We start from the raw sequence: 20,173 nt of genomic DNA, 5'->3' as shown, positions 1-20,173 counted from the left end.
CTATGAGTAGTTTCTCCTTTGATTTTGCTGAGGATTTTCGTCCTCTTTCAGCCCGTATGCGCCCAAGAAATCTGAGTGAGTATATTGGGCAGCATCATCTTATCGGCGAAGGAAAGCCACTTCGCCGAGCGATTGAATCTAAACATCCTCACTCTATGATCTTTTGGGGGCCTCCTGGTACCGGTAAAACGACACTGGCAGAAATCATCGCCTATCATTTCGATGCCGATGTCGAACGCCTTTCTGCGGTAACGAGTGGCATTAAAGAGATCCGAGAAGCGATTGAACGAGCTAAATTAAATCGCCAAACGGGGAGACGAACACTGCTTTTTGTTGATGAAGTACACCGTTTTAATAAAAGCCAGCAAGATGCTTTTCTGCCTTATATTGAAGATGGCACGATCATTTTTATTGGAGCAACAACCGAAAATCCCTCCTTTGAATTAAATAATGCATTGCTATCTCGTGCGAGAGTTTATATTTTAAAACCATTACAATCGGCAGATATTTTGCTAGTACTACAAAATGCGTTGAATGATAAAACACGAGGTTTAGGGGCAGAAAAGATTGTCTTAAAAGATAATGTACTCAATTTATTAGCAGACTACGTAAATGGTGATGCACGTTATGCTTTAAATTGTTTAGAACAAATGTCGGACATGGCAACACAAACAGAAGCAGGAAAACGGTTTGATCTTAATCTTCTCACAGAAATCCTTGGCGAAAGATTAGCGCGGTTTGATAAAGGTGGCGATCGCTACTACGATCTTATTTCAGCATTACATAAATCAATCCGAGGTTCTTCGCCCGATGGCGCATTGTATTGGTATGCGAGAATACTCACAGCAGGCGGCGATCCGCTTTATGTCGCTCGAAGATTGTTAGCCATTGCATCGGAAGATATTGGTAATGCCGATCCAAGAGCAATGCAAGCCGCATTAAGCGCATGGGATTGTTATACTCGAGTCGGCGCTTATGAGGGCGAACGGGCGATTGCTCAAGCGGTTATTTATTTAGCCGTAGCACCGAAAAGTAATGCTGTTTATACCGCATTTAATGAAGCTAAACGATTAGCCAAAGAAGCAAAAGATTATGATGTGCCGGAACACTTGCGCAATGCACCAACCCATTTAATGAAAACGTTGGGATATGGAGAAGAGTATCGTTATGCTCATCATGAAGAACATGCTTACGCCGCTGGGGAAAATTATTTCCCTCCTGAATTAAAAAATACGCAGTTTTATTTTCCGACCGAACGAGGCATGGAAAAGCAAATTAAAGAAAAAATGGCGTGGCTGAAAGCCCTTGATGCACAAAGTCCAACAAAACGTTATTGATAATTTAATCCGAGGAAGCGGTTAAATTGGTAAAATTTTTTACAAATCAAACCGCTTGAAACACTATGTTAGATATTCTATTACCTGCTTGGTTGGCAGGATTGCTCCTTTCTTTTATTACAGCGCCACTTGGAGCGTTTGTCGTTTGGCGAAAAATGGCTTATTTTGGCGATACATTATCGCATTCGGCATTATTAGGTGTCGCTTTAGGAATTTTTTTGCAAATCGATCCCTATATTGCCGTCATTGCGATGACAATTATCTTAGCTCTCGCATTAGTTTGGTTAGAACATAAAACCAATTATTCTGTCGATACGGTATTGGGCATTATTGCGCATTGTAGCCTTTCTCTGGGCGTGATTACGATCAGTTTGCTTGATAATGTTCGAGTGGATTTACTGTCTTATCTCTTTGGTGATTTACTTGCCATTGATTTCAGTGATGTGATTTTTATTGCCGTGGGCGTTGTCTTTATCGCTGCTATTTTAGGCTTTTATTGGGAAAAATTATTATCGATCACCATAAGTCCAGAGTTAGCACAAATAGAAGGGCTAAAAGTGGCAAGATTACGCTTATTATTGATGATTTTAACTGCATTAACGATCGCATTGAGTATGAAATTTGTGGGCGCATTGATTATTACCTCTCTACTGATAATCCCTTCAGCCACGGCTCGCCGTTTTGCAAAAACACCAGAGTCGATGGTAATTTATGCGATTTGCTTTAGTGTTATGGCAATCACGGGGGGGTTATTATTATCAAGTATTGAAGATACGCCAGCAGGACCTTCCGTGGTTGTTTGTGCCGGTGGGCTCTTTTTAATAAGTTTATTGAAGAAAGAATAAAATTTTTTGATCTACCTCTATTGAATTAGTCTGAAGAATTTATCAAAATGCACAGCAATTGTTTTTATTTTAGATTGTGAATTATGTGTCAATTACTTGGAATGAACTGTAATACACCGACGGATATTACGTTCTCTTTTGAAGGCTTCCGTCGGCGTGCAGGTTTAACAGATCATCATACAGACGGTTTTGGTATTGCTTTTTTTGAAGGAAAGGGCGTGCGTATTTTTCGAGATAATCGCCCAGGGGCATCATCGCCTGTTGCTGATTTAGTCAGTGAATTTAAAATTAAATCCTTTAATGTGATTTCGCATATCCGAAAAGCTACGCGAGGTGATATCAATTTAGAAAATACACACCCTTTTATTCGTGAGCTATGGGGAGAAAATTGGGTTTTTGCTCATAATGGTACGGTTGAAGGAGTTGGTGTTTGTGAAGAGTGTCATTATCAACCAATTGGTTCTACGGATTCAGAGGCTGCCTTTTGTTGCTTAGTTTCACAATTAAGAGAAAGATTTAATAAAAAACCAACCGAAAAAGAGATTTTTGATGCTGTAGTTGAAATTACCTCTGAGATTGCGACCAAAGGCGTATTTAATTTTATCTTATCTAATGGGCATTGGATGATTGCACGCTGCTCAACCAATTTATATTATGTGACTCGTAAGGCACCATTTTGTAAGGCATTGAGAGATGATGATGTTGAAATCGATTTTAGTCAATACACAACAGAAAAGGATAAAGTCACGATTATTGCGACCCAACCACTGACTAAAAATGAAAACTGGGTCAAAATGAAAAATGGTGGTTACGTCTTTTTTAAAGATGGTGATTTAATCGAAGAGATTGAAGGTACATTACCAAATAACCAAACGCACGTATAAAACCGCGTGAGAGTTACAGACAAGCGGTAAGATTTCAGGTAGAATTTGCAAAATTTTAATGAAATCCTACCGCTTTTTATTTGATATGAAAAAACGCTCAAAAATTTTTTTACTGACACCTCTTGTTTTCTTGGTAGGTTGTCAATCTGTACTTGATGCACCGACAACCGTTGAACAACCAACCCAACAAATTTCTCATCAAGATCCTCAATGGCAAGCGCATCTTGCCGCACTGGCTAAAATTCACAGCTATAAAGCAACGGGACAATTTGGTTATATCTCGCCTGAAGAGCGCTTCTCATCACATTTTGATTGGCAATATAACAACACAACCAACTTTGGGCTTGAGCTTTCTTCGAATTTATCCAGCAAGTCGCTAAAATTACACCGTAATGCACGTGGGCTAACGATTTCTGATAGTGAAGGGAATAGCCGTTCAGATCGTGATATCGATGCCTTAATGCAAGAAATTATTGGTGTGGCATTTCCTATCGATCAGTTTGCTTATTGGTTAAAAGGTCAGCCAGAGAAAAACGGTCAATATACGGTAAATGATAAGCGTCAGTTAGCACAGTTTAGCTATCCAATTAAAGGTGTTGTTTGGAAAGTTAGCTATGTAAGCTATGATGAGACAAAACAGCCTAATTTACCTAAATTGATTGTGTTAGAAAATGGTTCTCAAACGTTAAAAATTCGTATTGATAATTGGACATACTAATGAAATTTCCAAGCCCTGCTAAGTTGAATTTATTTTTATACATTACCGGACAGCGACCGAACGGTTACCATGAACTTCAAACGTTATTTCAATTTCTTGATTTTGGCGATGAGATTGAAATAGAGGTTGATGAGAGCGGTCAGATAGAATTATTGAACGAACTACCTCAAGTGGCAAAAGAAGATAATTTAATTTATAAGGCTGCAAAACTTCTACAAGAAACGACCGCTTGTCAAAAAGGGGCAAGAATTGGGATAACTAAACGTCTCCCTATGGGCGGCGGTGTTGGTGGCGGATCGTCTAATGCGGCAACCGTTCTTGTTGGGTTAAATTATCTTTGGCAAACAGGGCTTACCCTCGAAGCATTAGCAGAATTAGGGTTAGCCTTAGGTGCTGATGTGCCTATTTTTGTGCGAGGTTTTGCTGCCTTTGCAGAAGGGGTTGGCGAAGTTTTAACGCCTTGTGAGCCTAAAGAAAAATGGTATGTAGTACTTAAGCCTGAAATTGCGATTTCAACAGCGGTGGTTTTTAAAGATCCTCTTTTACCTAGAAATACACCCAAACGTTCAATGAATAACCTTCTTAATACAAGCTGGGAAAACGATTGCGAAAAAGTTGTTCGAGATCATTATTTCGAGGTTGAAGATCTGATTACAAAATTGCTAAAATATGCAAGATTCAGATTGACAGGCACAGGTGCTTGTATTTTTGCTGAATTTGATCGTGAGGAAGAAGCTAGGGCAGTTTTTGCGCATAAACCGGAAAATGTATTTGGTTTTGTTGCAAAAGGGCAGAATCGTTCTCCGTTACATCAATTTCTTAACTTAACTTTCTAATCCTAAAGGATCCATTCCAATGCCAGATATTAAATTGTTTGCAGGTAATGCAACTCCAGAACTTGCGAAACGTATTGCAGAGCGTCTTTATATTTCTCTTGGTGATGCGACAGTTGGTCGTTTCAGTGATGGAGAAATCCAAGTTCAAATTAACGAGAATGTACGTGGTTCAGACGTATTCATCGTACAATCGACTTGTGCGCCAACGAATGATAATTTAATGGAATTGATCGTCATGGTAGACGCGTTACGTCGTGCTTCAGCAGGTCGTATCACGGCAGTAATCCCTTATTTTGGTTATGCTCGTCAAGATCGCCGAGTGCGTTCTGCTCGTGTACCCATTACCGCAAAAGTAGTTGCAGATTTTCTTTCTAGTGTGGGTGTTGATCGCGTATTAACTTGCGACTTACACGCAGAGCAAATTCAAGGTTTCTTTGATGTGCCGGTAGATAACGTATTTGGTTCTCCTGTGTTAATCAAAGATATTTTACAAAAAACAGATTTAAATAATCCAATGGTGGTTTCACCGGATATCGGTGGTGTGGTACGTGCACGTGCGATTGCAAAATTATTAAATGATGCAGATATGGCTATCATTGATAAACGTCGTCCAAAAGCGAATGTATCACAAGTAATGCACATCATTGGTGATGTTGCTGGTCGTGATTGTATTCTCGTTGATGATATGATCGATACCGGTGGTACTTTAGTTAAAGCGGCTGAAGCGTTAAAAGAACGTGGTGCAACAAAAGTTGTTGCTTATGCAACTCACCCAGTGTTTTCTGGCACAGCGGCAAAAAATCTTGCGAATCCAGCGTTAGACGAAGTGGTGGTGACGGATACTATTCCACTTTCGGAAGAAATTAAAGCACTTAATAAAGTTCGTGCATTAACTTTATCTGGTATGCTTGCAGAGGCTATTCGTCGTATTAGCAACGAAGAATCAATTTCTGCAATGTTTGATGCTTAATAGATTGAGGCGGGTTTTATACCCGCTTTTTTTACATTTATCACTAAATAATCCAATAATATGTATTCACTCATCCGTAAATTTATTTTTACCATGGAGCCTGAAACGGCGCATCATTTTTCCATCCAAGCTTTAAAAATAATGGGGCAGTTGCCTTTTAATCCGTTCACTATCCCACAAAATCCGACAGAAGTGATGGGGCTCAAATTTAAAAATCCTATCGGTTTAGCCGCTGGGGCTGATAAAAATGGTGAGGCAATCGATGGATTCGGTAAATTAGGTTTTGGTTTTATTGAAGTGGGAACGGTTACACCGGTTGCTCAAGATGGAAACCCGAAACCACGCCAGTTCAGAATTTTAGAAGCTGAAGGTATTGTGAATCGTAATGGATTTAACAATTATGGTGTGGATGTTCTTGTAGAAAATGTCAAAAAATCCAAATATGATGGTATATTAGGGATAAACATTGGTAAAAATGCTATTACACCGATTGAAAAAGCCCTAGACGATTACCAAATTTGTTTGCGTAAAGTTTATGAACACGCTGATTATATTACGGTCAATATTTCTTCGCCAAATACTAAAAACTTACGTTCGTTACAATATGGCGAAGCATTAGATGATCTTCTTCAACATTTAAAAGCCGAACAAGCACAGCTCTCGCAAAAATTCAATCAATATAAACCGCTTGTATTAAAAATTGCGCCGGATCTGGCGGAAAATGAAATTGCTTCCGTAGCAGACAGTTTAGTCAGACACAAAATTGATGGTGTTATTGCGGGTAATACCACACTTTCTCGAGAACCTGTTGCCGGTTTAAAAAATGCGGAACAACAAGGTGGGTTAAGTGGTAAACCGTTGAATGCACTAAGTACACGTTTAATTCGCTTGCTGGCAAAAGAGTTAAATGGTGCATTACCTATTATTGGGAGTGGCGGTATTCATTCGGTTGAATCAGGTCAAGAAAAAATAGATGCCGGCGCATCATTATTACAAGTTTACTCCGCAATGATTTATCAAGGACCGCAATTAATTCAAGAATTAGCCAAACAGATTAAATTGCGTTAGGAGTTTAATCATTGAAGAAAACTGTTAATTTGATTTGGCGCAAAAAAATAGACAAATTAGCAGTTTTTTGTTATCTTAATTTAAAAATTCATCTACATTTTTATAACAAGCAAATAGATTATAAATTCGTAGATATTGTGGGTGTGATAGGCTTTAACAATAGTTTGGAAATCATCAATGATATTTGCAAACTCTTGTTAAGGCTTGTCGCATTGAAATCAAGCAACGATAAAGCTTTTTAATATCTGTGATATGAGCTTTATTTTATTTTAAACAAACTAATAAGGGAAAACCTATGTCAGAGATTTTAGTAAATGACGTAGATCCAATCGAAACTCAAGATTGGTTAGAGTCTTTAGATTCTTTAATTCGTGAAGAAGGTGTTGAGCGTGCTCAATTTATTATTGAACAAGTGATGAGCCAAGCTCGTAACAATGGTGTTGCAATTCAATCAGGTGTAACAACGCCATACATCAATACGATTCCAGCTTTAGAACAACCAGCTTACCCGGGCGATCACGCGATTGAACGCCGTATTCGTTCAGCTGTACGTTGGAATGCGATTGCGATGGTTTTACGTAGTCAGAAGAAAGATCTTGACTTAGGTGGTCATATTTCAACATTCCAATCAGCAGCAACCATGTATGAAGTGTGCTATAACCACTTCTTCAAAGCAGCAACAGAAAAAAATGGTGGCGACTTAGTATTCTTCCAAGGTCACGCCGCACCAGGTATGTATGCTCGTGCGTTCTTAGAAGGTCGTATCACTGAAGAGCAAATGGATAATTTCCGTCAAGAAGCTTTTGCAGATGGTTTATCTTCATATCCTCACCCGAAATTAATGCCTGAATTCTGGCAATTCTCAACCGTATCTATGGGTTTAGGTCCTGTTAATGCAATCTACCAAGCTCGTTTCTTAAAATACCTTGAAAATCGTGGCTTAAAAGATACAGCAGATCAAAAAGTCTATGCATTCTTAGGCGATGGCGAGATGGATGAAATCGAGTCAAAAGGTGCATTAACCTTTGCTGCACGTGAAAAATTAGATAACTTAATTTTCACGATTAGCTGTAACTTACAACGTTTAGATGGTCCGGTAAACGGTAACGGTAAAATCGTTCAAGAATTAGAAGGTTTATTTACCGGTGCTGGTTGGGAAGTTATCAAAGTATTATGGGGCAGCAACTGGGATAAATTATTCGCAAAAGATACTTCAGGTAAATTAACTCAGTTAATGATGGAAGTGGTTGATGGCGACTATTTAACCTTCAAATCTAAAAACGGTGCTTACATTCGTGAACATTTCTTTGGTCGTTACCCTGAAACTGCGGCATTAGTTGCAGATATGACAGATGATGAAATTTGGGAATTACGCCGTGGTGCACACGATAGCGAAAAACTTTACGCTGCGTATGCTAAAGCACAAAACGCAACAAAACCGGTTGTAATTTTAGCGCACCAAGTTAAAGGTTATAAAATCCCTGAAGCAGAAAGTAAAAACACGGCTCACCAATCGAAAAAAATGTCATTAGAAAGCTTAAAAGGCTTCCGTGATTACTTCGAATTACCATTAACAGATGAGCAAGTTGAAAACTTAGAATACATTAAATTTGCAGAAGGTTCAGCAGAATATAACTACTTACACGGCAAACGTGCTGCATTAAATGGTTATGTACCTGCTCGTAAACCGAAATTTGATATTGAATATCAAGTACCGGCATTAAATGAGTTCCAAGCATTATTAGAAGCTCAACCTCGTGGTATTTCAACAACAATGGCATTCAGCCGTGTGTTAAATACACTATTAAAAGATAAAAATATTGGTAACTCAATCGTGCCAATTATTGCCGATGAAGCTCGTACATTCGGTATGGAAGGTTTATTCCGTCAAATCGGTATTTACAACCCGCATGGTCAAAACTATGTACCATCAGACCGTGATTTAGTAGCTTACTATCGTGAAGCAAAAGATGGTCAAGTATTACAAGAAGGTATCAACGAATTAGGTGCAACAGCTTCATGGGTTGCAGCAGCGACATCTTACTCTGTAAGTAATCGCCCAATGATTCCATTCTTCATCTATTACTCTATGTTTGGTTTCCAACGTGTGGGCGATATGATGTGGTTAGCAGGCGACCAATTAGCGCGTGGTTTCATGATCGGTGGTACATCAGGTCGTACAACATTAAACGGCGAAGGTTTACAACACGAAGATGGTCATAGCCATATTCAAGCAGGTATCATCCCTAACTGTGTAACCTACGATCCATCATTTGCATTTGAAGTTGCGGTCATTGTTCAAGATGGTATCCGCCGTATGTACGGTGAAAACCAAGAAGATGTGTTCTACTACATCACAACATTAAATGAAATTACTGAACAACCAGCAATGCCGGAAGGTGCAGAAGAAGGTATCCGTAAAGGTCTTTATAAATTTGAAACGGTTGAAGGTAAAGGCAAAGGTCGTGTTCAATTATTAGGTTCAGGTGCAATTATGCGTCATGTTCGTGAAGCAGCACAGATCCTTGCAAACGACTACGGTATCACTTCTGATGTGTTCTCTGCACCTTCATTTAATGAATTAGGTCGTGATGGTAACGATGCAGCTCGTTGGAACTTATTACACCCAACAGAAGCGCCACGTGTACCATATGTTGCACAAGTATTAGCAGATTTACCAACCGTTGCTTCAACAGACTACGTGAAATCTTATGCAGAGCAAATTCGTGCGTTCGTACCAACTAAACACTACCACGTGTTAGGTACAGACGGTTTCGGTCGTTCAGACAGCCGTGCAAACTTACGTGAACACTTTGAAGTAGATGAGCGTTATGTTGTGGTTGCAGCATTAAGCCAATTAGCGAAAGAAGGCACAGTTGAAACGAAAGTGGTTGCTGATGCGATTGCGAAATTCGGTTTAAATGTAGATCGTATTAACCCGTTATATGCATAATTATTAACACTCTCCCCCTTTATGGGGGAGAGACAGCGACACGCTTCGTTCAGAAGTGGATCGCAGAGAGAGGGTGTGGTATTTGCAAAATTTGTAAAAATGAGACCGCTTTCCCCTCTCCCTGAAAAATTGCTTTACGCAATTTTTCTGTCCCTCTCCCACAAGGGGCGAGGGTGGTTTATTAAATGAAGGATTACCAAAATGTCAAAACAAATTAATGTACCAGACATCGGTTCAGATGAAGTAAGCGTAACAGAAGTAATGGTCAAAGTGGGCGATACCATTTCTATCGACCAATCTATTATCAACGTAGAAGGCGATAAAGCTTCTATGGAAGTGCCAGCGCCAGAAGCAGGTGTTGTAAAAGAAGTACTTGTTAAAGTAGGAGATAAAGTCACAACAGGTTCGCCAATGCTTGTTTTAGAAGCAGCAGGTTCAGCACCAGTGGCAGAAGCACCGGCTCAAGCAGCACCGGCACCGGTTGCAACAGCATCAGCGATCGTTGAAGTAAACGTACCGGATATTGGTTCAGATGAAGTAAACGTCACTGAAATCATGGTAAAAGTGGGCGATGCAGTTGAAGTTGATCAATCTATCATCAACGTAGAAGGCGATAAAGCTTCTATGGAAGTTCCGGCTCCGGTTGCAGGTGTTGTAAAAGAAATTTTAATCAATGTTGGCGATAAAGTATCAACAGGTAAATTGATTATGAAATTTGAAACCGCATCTGCAGCACCTGCGGCAGCAGCACCAGTTGCGGAAGTTGCTCCAGCAGCACCGGCAGTGGCAGCGGTTAAAGATGTTAATGTACCGGATATCGGTGGCGATGAAGTAAACGTAACCGAAATCATGGTAAAAGTGGGCGATACGGTTTCAGAAGAGCAATCTTTAATTACCGTTGAAGGCGACAAAGCATCAATGGAAGTACCGGCACCATTTGCAGGCGTAGTAAAAGAAATTTTAGTGAATTCTGGCGATAAAGTGAAAACCGGTTCACTCATTATGCGTTTTGAAGTCGCAGGTGCAGCACCGGCAGCCGCTCCGGCTCCAGTTGCTCAAGCAGCAGCGCCAGCACCGACTGCACCAGCAGCACCGGCACAAAGTGGTAATGTTTCAGGTTTAAGCCAAGAACAAGTTGTTGCTTCAGCGGCATATGCTCACGCAACACCGGTGATTCGCCGTTTAGCACGTGAATTCGGCGTAAACTTAGATAAAGTGAAAGGTACAGGTCGTAAAGGTCGTATCGTTAAAGAAGATATCCAAGCTTACGTGAAAACTGCAGTTCAATTATTTGAAGATGTGAAAGCAGGCAAAGCACCGGCAGGCACAGGTGTCGCAAATGGCGCAGGTTTAGGTTTATTACCATGGCCGAAAGTGGACTTCAGCAAATTTGGTGAAGTTGAAGAAGTTGAATTAAGCCGTATCAATAAGATCTCTGGTGCAAACTTACACCGTAACTGGGTAATGATTCCACACGTGACACACTTCGATCGCACTGACATTACCGATTTAGAAGCGTTCCGTAAAGAACAAAACAAATTAGCTGAAAAACAAAAATCAGATGTGAAGATCACACCAGTGGTATTCATCATGAAAGCGGTTGCGAAAGCGTTAGAAGCATACCCACGTTTCAACAGTTCAATTTCTGAAGATGGTCAAAAATTAACGATCAAGAAATATATCAACATCGGTGTTGCAGTTGATACACCGAATGGCTTAGTTGTTCCGGTATTCAAAAATGTGAACAAAAAAGGCATCGTTGAACTTTCTCGTGAATTAATGGAAGTATCGAAAAAAGCACGTGATGGCAAACTGTCAGGTTCTGATATGCAAGGTGGCTGTTTCACGATTTCAAGCTTAGGCGGTATCGGTACAACTCACTTCACACCAATTGTGAATGCACCAGAAGTGGCAATTTTAGGTGTTTCTAAATCAGAAATGATGCCACAATGGAACGGTAAAGAGTTTGAGCCACGCTTAATGCTTCCATTATCATTATCTTTCGACCACCGCGTGATCGATGGTGCTGATGGTGCACGTTTCTTAAGCTATATCAACGGTGTTCTTGCGGATATTCGTCGTTTAGTAATGTAATTGATGTAAGCGGTCAGATTTGCAAAATATAATGCAAAAAAGACCGCTTGTTGTAGGGACGCAATGCTTGCGTCCGTGGACACACGCAGTGTGTCCCTACATAAGAGGAAAAATTTATGAGCAAAGAAATCAAAACCCAAGTGGTTGTACTTGGTGCTGGTCCTGCAGGTTATTCAGCGGCATTCCGTTGTGCGGATTTAGGTTTAGAGACCGTATTAGTTGAACGTTATTCAACATTAGGTGGGGTTTGCTTAAACGTAGGTTGTATCCCATCTAAAGCGTTATTACACGTAGCAAAAGTGATCGAAGAAGCGAAACACGCTGAGAAAAATGGTATCTTCTTTACTGAACCAACAATTGATTTAGATAAAGTTCGTGCGGGTAAAGATGCAGTAGTAGCTAAATTAACCGGCGGTCTAGCGGGTATGGCAAAAGCACGTAAAGTAACGGTTGTAGAAGGCTTAGCCGCATTTACTGATCCAAATACTTTAGTTGCTCGTGATCGTGATGGTAACCCAACCACCATTAAATTTGATAATGCGATTATCGCAGCAGGTTCTCGCCCAATTCAATTACCATTTATCCCACACGAAGATCCACGTATTTGGGATTCAACAGATGCGCTTAAATTAAAAGAAGTACCGAAAAAACTCCTTATCATGGGTGGTGGTATTATCGGTTTAGAGATGGGTACAGTTTACCACGCATTAGGCGCAGAAATTGAAGTGGTTGAGATGTTTGACCAAGTAATCCCTGCTGCAGATAAAGATGTGGTTGCAATCTATACCAAACAGATCGAGAAGAAATTTAAGTTAATGCTTGAAACGAAAGTAACTGCAGTAGAAGCAAAAGATGATGGTATCTATGTTTCTATGGAAGGTAAAGCATGTAACGATACTAAACGTTATGATGCTGTACTTGTTGCTATCGGTCGTGTACCAAACGGTAAATTGATTGATGCAGGTAAAGCAGGCGTAAACGTTGATGATCGTGGTTTCATCGCAGTTGACAAACAAATGCGTACAAACGTACCTCACATCTTTGCTATCGGTGATATCGTTGGTCAGCCAATGTTAGCACACAAAGGTGTTCACGAAGGACACGTTGCTGCAGAAGTGATTGCAGGACAAAAACACTACTTTGATCCAAAAGTAATCCCTTCAATTGCTTACACTGAGCCGGAAGTTGCTTGGGTAGGTAAAACAGAGAAAGAGTGTAAACAAGAAGGCTTAAACTACGAAGTGGCTAAATTCCCTTGGGCTGCTTCAGGTCGTGCGATTGCATCTGAATGTTCAGAAGGTATGACGAAGTTAATCTTTGATAAAGATACGCATCGTTTACTTGGTGGTGCGATTGTGGGTACGAATGGTGGTGAATTATTAGGCGAAATCGGTCTTGCAATCGAAATGGGTTGTGATGCAGAAGATATCGCATTAACAATCCACGCTCACCCAACTTTACACGAATCAGTTGGCTTAGCAGCGGAAGTATTTGAAGGTTCAATTACTGACCTTCCAAATGCTAAAGCGAAAAAACGCTAATTTAATTTTTCTTATGTAAGAATTGCATAAACATTTAATTTCTTTCGTAGGGGTGGGGTTTATCCCCTCCCTTAGTATATAAATGTTTCTGGGGCGGGGATAAACCCCGCCCCTACGCAAGCCTTCTGAAAATTTGAGCACCCTGCAACAAATTTATGATCTATTATTTAGTTTTATAACAAAAGCGGCTTTCTCATCAGAAAGTCGCTTTTTTCTTGCTAAAAGATTTTAAAAGATACTTTTTGTTATAAAAAGCATTAAAAAAAGTTTTCAAAAGTAAAAAAATAGTTACAATGCAGAAAGTTGTCAATTTTAGTTATTAACAGAGGTCTTATATGGATTCAATTGTTTCGGGCTTTGAAGCCCTGCTTACGTGGGTGGTCAATACGATTGATGGACCACTTTGGGACATTACCATCTTGCTACTTCTTGGTACAGGTTTATTTTTCACGATTACAACAGGGTTAGTGCAACTTCGCCTATTACCTCAAAGTTTGCGTGAAATGTGGGGTGGACGAGCTGCAGAAGGTAGCTCTTTAACGCCTTTCCAAGCATTTACAACAGGTTTGGCGAGCCGTGTAGGTGTAGGTAATATCGGTGGGGTAGCCACAGCCATTGCACTTGGTGGACCTGGCGCAGTATTTTGGATGTGGATTACCGCATTAATGGGGATGAGTTCTGCATTTGCAGAATCTTCATTAGCACAATTATATAAAACAAGAGACCCAAACGGCATGTTTCGAGGTGGTCCGGCATATTACATCACACGAGGTTTAAAATGTAAGCCTTTAGCTATTGCATTTGCAGTAACGCTGATTTTTACTTTTGGTTTTGCATTCAATGCCGTACAGTCAAACTCAATCGTGGCAGCAACAAGTAAAGCATGGGAATGGAATGCGGAATATGTAGGCATTATTCTTGTTATTTTAACTGCCGTGATTATTTCCGGTGGGGTAAAACGCATCGGGCAAGTTTCGGCGAAAGTTGTTCCAACCATGGCATTGTTCTATTTAATTATTGCCGTCATTATTTTAGGCATGAACATTGAGCGTGTGCCGTCGATTTTAGCTACAATTATTGATAGCGCCTTTGATTTTTCTGCCGCAGCAGGGGGCATGTTTGGAACATTAGTTTCTAAAACCATGTTAATGGGGATTAAACGGGGCTTATTCTCTAATGAAGCTGGTATGGGTTCAGCGCCTAACTCTGCAGCAACATCAGACGCAAAACACCCAGCAAGCCAAGGTTTAATTCAAATGCTAGGTGTATTTGTTGATACGATAGTCGTTTGTACCTGCACGGCAGTCATTATTTTAATGTCAGATAACTATGGCAATGAAACCTTAAAAGGGGTTGAATTAACTCAAGTGGCATTACAGTATCATTTAGGCGAATTTGGCTTACATTTCTTAGCCTTTATCTTATTATTATTCTGCTACACCTCAATTATTGGTAACTATGCTTATGCAGAAACGAATATCCGTTATATCAAAAATAAAGCGTGGTTTGTTTGGGGATTCCGTGCAGTCGTTTTATTCTTTGTTTACTTTGGTGCAGTGCGAGATGGTGGTATTGTATGGGCATTCGCCGATACGGTCATGGCATCTATGGCGGTGATTAATCTGATTGCTATTTTGATTCTTTCTCCACTTGTTTGGCGTATTTTGAAGGACTATCTACGTCAAATCAAAGCAAATCAAGAACCGGTTTTCAGAATTGAAGAACATCAAGACCTTATTCATAAAGGCGTTGATCCTCTTATTTGGAAATCCGAGAAGTAAGAATTGTTTGTAGGGGCAAATATGATTTGCCCCTACATTTATATATCCGCTGCATAATATCAAATTCCCTTTTATCATTTCATCTGATTAAACCAACTTACATAATCAAATTGATCGTAAAATTTTTTACCGTTTAATCCAACATACTCAAATAAATCGCCGACCTGTTTTTCTTGTTCAAATCCTGTAATGTAAAATGCAGAAGCAAATTCAGAATAAGGCTTATGAGTAAATACGACCTTATTCTTAAATGGCAAGCGGTCAAATTCTTGCAAATTTTGGTAAGTACAACCGTCTCGATCCGTCATCATTATAAAGAGGTTTTCTTTATTGATTCTTTGGCTACGCGCCAACCATTTGCTTTTAGCTTCTTCTTCAGTGTGATAGTGCATAAAATGAATTGTAATATCTTTTAACATACCCACAGGGTAAGATTTATCGCTTTTGACAAATACAAGCTCTTCATGCATATATTGATCGAGATGCTTTAGATATTGAATAAAATCATTTGGTGTTAAATAAAGATTCACAAAAGGCGAACGGAATTGCTCTCCTAAATCATGCAAAATAAAAGCACCATTACAGTTGCTCGAAATAACAGACATGGAATGATTTTCTAGTCGCTGCTGATTTTGTTGGTTAATGCGTTTGCGATAGAAATGATTAATTAATTTTTTTATTTTTGAAAACATAATAAATCCTAGTTTTTATATGAAGTTAATTCTTCCAACTCTTCAATAGCCGCTAAACACCGCATTTTGCGATATTCTGTTTCATCAATTTGATATTTAAGCTGTTGATATTCATCATGATGAGAGGCACTGAGTTGTTTTTCGACTAACCAACTTATTTTATCATTTAATGCCCGTAATGCTTTGCGATATTCAATTAAGCGTTTTTCAGGGCTTAAAGAATGGACATTTTTAGGAAAATGGTAAGCGGATCGAAAAACACTTTCTCTTTGCTTTTCTTTAGAGAGTAAAGCAACGGCTTTGTTCAATGCATCAAATTGACGGAGCAATTTTTCAGCATAAACCTCAGCATATTCAGGAGTATCCTGTTGTTGTAATAACCGGACAGACTGTTTGATCTCTTCCACAAATTGGCTAACAAGTGCTTTATCCTTCGTAAAATATTCTCCGGATACAACCGCTTGTCGAGTTAAAAAAGGTTCAAAGCTTTTTAAAAGTTGTTCGATATGTTGGCTAAAATTCTTCATTTTTAGAGATAAATTAAGATTTATTACCTATTATAGCGAGCATAAAGAGGCTTTCCAAACAGAAAATTTGTTCATAAAGTGAGCGTAAAATAAAGTAAATGTTAAAAATGTGAGATATATCACAAAAAAAATACAAAAAAGTAGGGAACTTTATTTAAAATCAAATGCACATAAATAAAGTCTTATTTTTCAATGGGTTAGATGGTGTGTTTTTATGGAGTATAACGCTAAAAATTTCTGAAATATTATTTTATTTCTTCATTGTTTTATGTAACTTATTGATTTTAAATAATAAATCTCCTCTTTGCGAGAAAAGGGGGAACTATTGACAGAATATAGCCTTTTTGCCATTATAGCCACGCAAAAAACATTTACTCGAGTTTACAGAACTAAATGTTTGCGGTTTTTTAAAGAAATGTTCTTTAGCAATAAAGAACACCAATACTAAAAATCAACCTCCATAGATAGGTGAACATTATGAAAAAAACATTAGTTGCATTATCAGTAGCTGCATTCGCAGCATCAGCAAACGCGGTAACTGTATTAGACGCTGAAGGTACCAAAGTAGATTTCGAAGGTTCTTTACGTTTAATTATGGAAAAAACAAACGAGAAAACTAAAGCAGCAGATGGTACATTAGTATCAAAAGCTAGCGAGTCAAAATTACGTAATGCAGGTTCTCGTTTCGGTGTAAAAGTGAAACATGATTTAGGTCAAGATTTCTATGCATTAGGTCGTGTTGAGTTCCGTTTTAACAAAAACAATAAAGATGATCAATTCGGTGATTTATATGCTCACCGAGCTTATGTTGGTTTAGGTAGCAAACAATTTGGTGAGATTACATTTGGTCGTCAAGTAACAATTGCAGATGATTTAAGCCAAACTAACGATTACGAATATGGTTTAATTCCAAAAGACCAGTACATCCCAACTTCTGGTAAACAAGTAGTGCGTTATGACTATCGTGGTATTGAAGGTTTACAATTAAGCGCAAACTATAACTTCAATGAGAAGGATGATGCATCTTCAAATACTGGAGAAGTAAAAAATGCTATCGGTGTAGGTGCATTATATAATGCTGGCAATGTGGATGTTCGTTTCGCATATGGTCATACTAACTACGAAACAAATTCTGCAATTAAACATCGTAAAGATGGTTATTTAGCGTCAGCAAGCTATGCCTTTGGCGATTTCACTGTAATCGGTGATTTCGGTTATGCTCATGAGAAAGCTGGTGATGCAAAACTTAATAAATTCTATGTATCTCCAGGTTTCAAATATCAAGTGGTTCCAACTTCAAGCGTATATGGTAACTACCTATATGAGCGCTCTAAAGCAAAAGATATTGCTAAAACAAAAACTCATGGCTTCTTACTTGGTGTTGATTACAAATTCCACAAACAAGTGGTTGCTTTCGTAGAAGGTAAAGTCGTTCAAACTAAAGGTTATGAAAAAGCTCAAAAAGGCTATAACTATGTAGGTAAAGGAACAGATAAAGCTATCGGTGTAGGTATGCGTGTATACTGGTAATCCAGTAATATAATTTGTTTAAAAGTCCCTCAGTCAGAAATGATTGAGGGATTTTTTTATGTTAAATATTTATTCGAAAGATTGGAATTTTACCGTCAAAAATACCGTCAGAAAAATAAACTAACGTGAAAAGCAATGAAATTGTATGAAATAGAAAAGCCTTGTTTTCACAAGGCTTTTGGTTGATTTTGAAATGAATTGAAAAGGGATGAAAAGCAGAAATTTTATTCCCATTCAATTGTTGCAGGTGGTTTACCTGAAACATCATACACTACACGGGAAATACCATTCACTTCGTTGATAATACGATTTGAGATTTTGCCGAGTAAATCGTATGGTAAGTGTGCCCAATGTGCGGTCATAAAGTCGATAGTTTCCACTGCACGCAATGAAACCACCCAATCATATTTACGCCCATCGCCCATTACGCCCACAGATTTGACTGGTAGGAATACAGTAAAGGCTTGGCTGACTTTGTAGTACCAGCCTGAGGCGTGGAGTTCTTCCATAAAGATCGCATCAGCACGGCGGACTAAATCGCAGTATTCTTTTTTGATTTCGCCTAACACACGCACGCCTAAGCCTGGGCCTGGGAATGGGTGGCGGTTGAGCATTTCTGCCGGTAAGCCTAATGCTAAGCCGATTTTACGCACTTCGTCTTTGAATAATTCACGCAATGGTTCAACTAAGCCTAATTTCATATAATCCGGCAAGCCGCCTACGTTGTGGTGTGATTTGATCACGTGTGCTTTGCCTGTTTTGCTGGCGGCGGATTCGATTACATCTGGGTAAATCGTGCCTTGTGCTAACCATTTCACTGAAGTCAGCTTTTTAGATTCGTCATCAAACACATCAACGAATACTTTACCAATGGTTTTGCGCTTCGCTTCAGGTTCATCAATGCCTTTGAGTGCGTCTAAGAAACGATCTTCGGCGTTTACACGAATAATGTTCAAGCCGAATTTATCGCCGAACATTTCCATCACTTGATCGCCTTCGTTTAAGCGTAATAAGCCGTTATCTACGAATACGCAGTGCAAGTTTTTGCCGATTGCACGGTGTAAAAGTAGTGCGGTAACAGATGAATCAACGCCGCCTGATAAGCCTAAAATGACTTCATCATCACCAACTTGGGCTTTAATGCGAGCCACGGCATCTTCAATGATGTTTTCTGCTGTCCATTTGGTTTCACAGCCACAGATGTTTACTACGAAGTTGGTTAATAAGGCTAAACCGCTTTTCGTATGGGTAACTTCCGGGTGGAATTGCACGCCATAGAAATGGCGACTTTCGTCCGACATTGCCGCAATCGGGCAAGTTGGGGTGACGCCAGTGACGTTAAAGTGCGGTGGTAATTGCGTTACTTTATCGCCGTGGCTCATCCAAACGTCTAATTTTGGTTGAGAAGCGGTGAGATCATCATTTAATTTTGCAAATAAGCGGTCAGTTGCTTTTAACTCAACAGACGCATAGCCAAATTCACGGTGATCCGAAGTTTCCGTTAAACCGCCTAACTGCATTGCCATCGTTTGCATACCGTAGCAAATGCCAAGCACCGGCACGCCAGCGTTAAACACATATTCAGGTGCACGTGGGCTGTTTTCTTCGGTGGTACTTTCAGGACCGCCCGAAAGAATAATCCCCGTTGGGTTAAATTCACGGATCTGTTCTTCCGTCACGTCCCAAGCCCAAAGCTCACAGTAAACCCCGATTTCACGCACACGACGTGCGATCAGTTGGGTATATTGTGAACCAAAGTCAAGGATTAAGATTTTATGGTTGTGGATGTTTGTCATTTTGTTTCTCTATTGATTATTTAATTGGTTTAATTAAATATAAAAAAGTTTTTTTGCTTGTATCAGTTCCCATTAAAATAAACTTATATTTTTTAGAACTGTATTCAAACTCAAAGCTATTTCCTATTTTTAATGGTTTATCTGCTGCTACTTCACCATTTGGTGTGGTGAATACGAAATATACTGTTTCTGTATAAATACCAGAAGCAGAAAAAATAAAATCTAATTCTTTAATTCTTATAGAGGTATTAATTGCTGCTTCCCCTTCAAACTCATCATTAGCTTCTTGTTTTTCCGGAGTTACGCTTTCCGTTTTATTCGCATTAGCAACTGTATTATTAGAAACTTTTGCTAGTTGATTTTTTAACGATTCATTTTGAGCAATTAGAGTTTCATTTTCTTTTTCTATACTTACTAATCGACTATCAATTACACGTGTACTAACAGTCCAAGTCATTGATACTAATGTTGTTGCAATTATAGCAGAATAACCAATAACTTTTGACCAAGTAAGATTTTGTACAAATTCAAGGTCTGCAATTTTTGTCATAAAATGTTCCTTTAATGGCTTTTTTCCTAGGGCTTACGCCCTAGGTTAAGC

At 39.2% G+C, this 20,173-nt stretch carries 16 protein-coding genes; 12 read left to right on the top strand and 4 right to left on the bottom strand.

What is annotated here, in order from left to right; genetic code table 11:
• Positions 1–2 precede the first annotated feature (2 nt).
• The 11 genes from DDU33_RS08870 to DDU33_RS08815 all read left to right on the top strand — a co-directional run bounded on the left by DDU33_RS08870 (position 3) and on the right by DDU33_RS08815 (position 15,027).
• Positions 3–1,337, top strand: a complete 1,335-nt coding sequence (locus DDU33_RS08870) for a replication-associated recombination protein A (RefSeq protein WP_108924794.1) — start codon at positions 3–5, stop codon at positions 1,335–1,337.
• A 65-nt stretch (positions 1,338–1,402) separates the two neighbouring features.
• The gene (gene znuB / locus DDU33_RS08865) at positions 1,403–2,182 is read left to right on the top strand and encodes a zinc ABC transporter permease subunit ZnuB (RefSeq protein WP_108924793.1); all 780 of its coding nucleotides are present in this window, start codon (positions 1,403–1,405) and stop codon (positions 2,180–2,182) included.
• An 83-nt stretch (positions 2,183–2,265) separates the two neighbouring features.
• Positions 2,266–3,066: a class II glutamine amidotransferase gene (locus tag DDU33_RS08860; protein WP_005819548.1), complete on the top strand. Its 801-nt coding sequence runs from the start codon at positions 2,266–2,268 to the stop codon at positions 3,064–3,066.
• An 85-nt stretch (positions 3,067–3,151) separates the two neighbouring features.
• Positions 3,152–3,784 (top strand): lipoprotein insertase outer membrane protein LolB, encoded by a 633-nt coding sequence (lolB, locus tag DDU33_RS08855; protein ID WP_108925297.1) that lies wholly within the window; start codon positions 3,152–3,154, stop codon positions 3,782–3,784.
• Positions 3,784–4,620: a 4-(cytidine 5'-diphospho)-2-C-methyl-D-erythritol kinase gene (gene ispE / locus DDU33_RS08850; protein ID WP_108924792.1), complete on the top strand. Its 837-nt coding sequence runs from the start codon at positions 3,784–3,786 to the stop codon at positions 4,618–4,620. The genes lolB and ispE overlap by 1 nt, the downstream gene beginning before the upstream one ends.
• 19 nt (positions 4,621–4,639) lie before the next feature.
• Positions 4,640–5,590, top strand: coding sequence for a ribose-phosphate pyrophosphokinase (locus DDU33_RS08845; RefSeq protein WP_005820993.1), 951 nt, complete (start codon positions 4,640–4,642; stop codon positions 5,588–5,590).
• 60 nt (positions 5,591–5,650) lie between these two features.
• Positions 5,651–6,658, top strand: a complete 1,008-nt coding sequence (gene pyrD / locus DDU33_RS08840; protein ID WP_108924791.1) for a quinone-dependent dihydroorotate dehydrogenase — start codon at positions 5,651–5,653, stop codon at positions 6,656–6,658.
• A gap of 295 nt (positions 6,659–6,953) precedes the next feature.
• A complete protein-coding gene (gene aceE / locus DDU33_RS08830) occupies positions 6,954–9,611 on the top strand; it encodes a pyruvate dehydrogenase (acetyl-transferring), homodimeric type (protein WP_108924789.1) in 2,658 nt (885 codons plus the stop codon).
• A 201-nt stretch (positions 9,612–9,812) separates the two neighbouring features.
• Positions 9,813–11,705, top strand: coding sequence for a pyruvate dehydrogenase complex dihydrolipoyllysine-residue acetyltransferase (gene aceF / locus DDU33_RS08825; RefSeq protein WP_108924788.1), 1,893 nt, complete (start codon positions 9,813–9,815; stop codon positions 11,703–11,705).
• Positions 11,706–11,821: 116 nt separating this feature from the next.
• Positions 11,822–13,246, top strand: a complete 1,425-nt coding sequence (gene lpdA, locus DDU33_RS08820) for a dihydrolipoyl dehydrogenase (protein WP_108924787.1) — start codon at positions 11,822–11,824, stop codon at positions 13,244–13,246.
• Positions 13,247–13,581: 335 nt separating this feature from the next.
• On the top strand, positions 13,582–15,027 hold the full coding sequence (locus DDU33_RS08815; protein ID WP_108924786.1) for an alanine/glycine:cation symporter family protein: 1,446 nt from the start codon (positions 13,582–13,584) through the stop codon (positions 15,025–15,027).
• Between the two features lie 74 nt (positions 15,028–15,101).
• Here DDU33_RS08815 and DDU33_RS08810 read toward each other — a convergent pair whose 3' ends face one another.
• On the bottom strand, positions 15,102–15,719 hold the full coding sequence (locus DDU33_RS08810) for a DUF1919 domain-containing protein (RefSeq protein WP_108924785.1): 618 nt from the start codon (positions 15,717–15,719) through the stop codon (positions 15,102–15,104).
• An 8-nt stretch (positions 15,720–15,727) separates the two neighbouring features.
• On the bottom strand, positions 15,728–16,246 hold the full coding sequence (gene priC / locus DDU33_RS08805; protein ID WP_108924784.1) for a primosomal replication protein PriC: 519 nt from the start codon (positions 16,244–16,246) through the stop codon (positions 15,728–15,730).
• Positions 16,247–16,723: 477 nt separating this feature from the next.
• Here priC and DDU33_RS08800 point away from each other — a divergent pair, with 477 nt between their 5' ends.
• Positions 16,724–17,776 (top strand): porin, encoded by a 1,053-nt coding sequence (locus tag DDU33_RS08800; protein ID WP_108924783.1) that lies wholly within the window; start codon positions 16,724–16,726, stop codon positions 17,774–17,776.
• Positions 17,777–18,000: 224 nt separating this feature from the next.
• Here DDU33_RS08800 and guaA read toward each other — a convergent pair whose 3' ends face one another.
• Together guaA and DDU33_RS08790 are read right to left on the bottom strand one after the other, a co-directional pair.
• Positions 18,001–19,572: a glutamine-hydrolyzing GMP synthase gene (gene guaA, locus DDU33_RS08795; RefSeq protein WP_108924782.1), complete on the bottom strand. Its 1,572-nt coding sequence runs from the start codon at positions 19,570–19,572 to the stop codon at positions 18,001–18,003.
• A 16-nt stretch (positions 19,573–19,588) separates the two neighbouring features.
• A complete protein-coding gene (locus DDU33_RS08790) occupies positions 19,589–20,122 on the bottom strand; it encodes a hypothetical protein (RefSeq protein WP_108924781.1) in 534 nt (177 codons plus the stop codon).
• Positions 20,123–20,173: the final 51 nt, after the last annotated feature.

The organism is Actinobacillus porcitonsillarum (assembly GCF_003101015.1).
GTDB lineage: Bacteria > Pseudomonadota > Gammaproteobacteria > Enterobacterales > Pasteurellaceae > Haemophilus_A > Haemophilus_A porcitonsillarum.
This window is presented reverse-complemented; position numbering and strand designations above follow the sequence as displayed.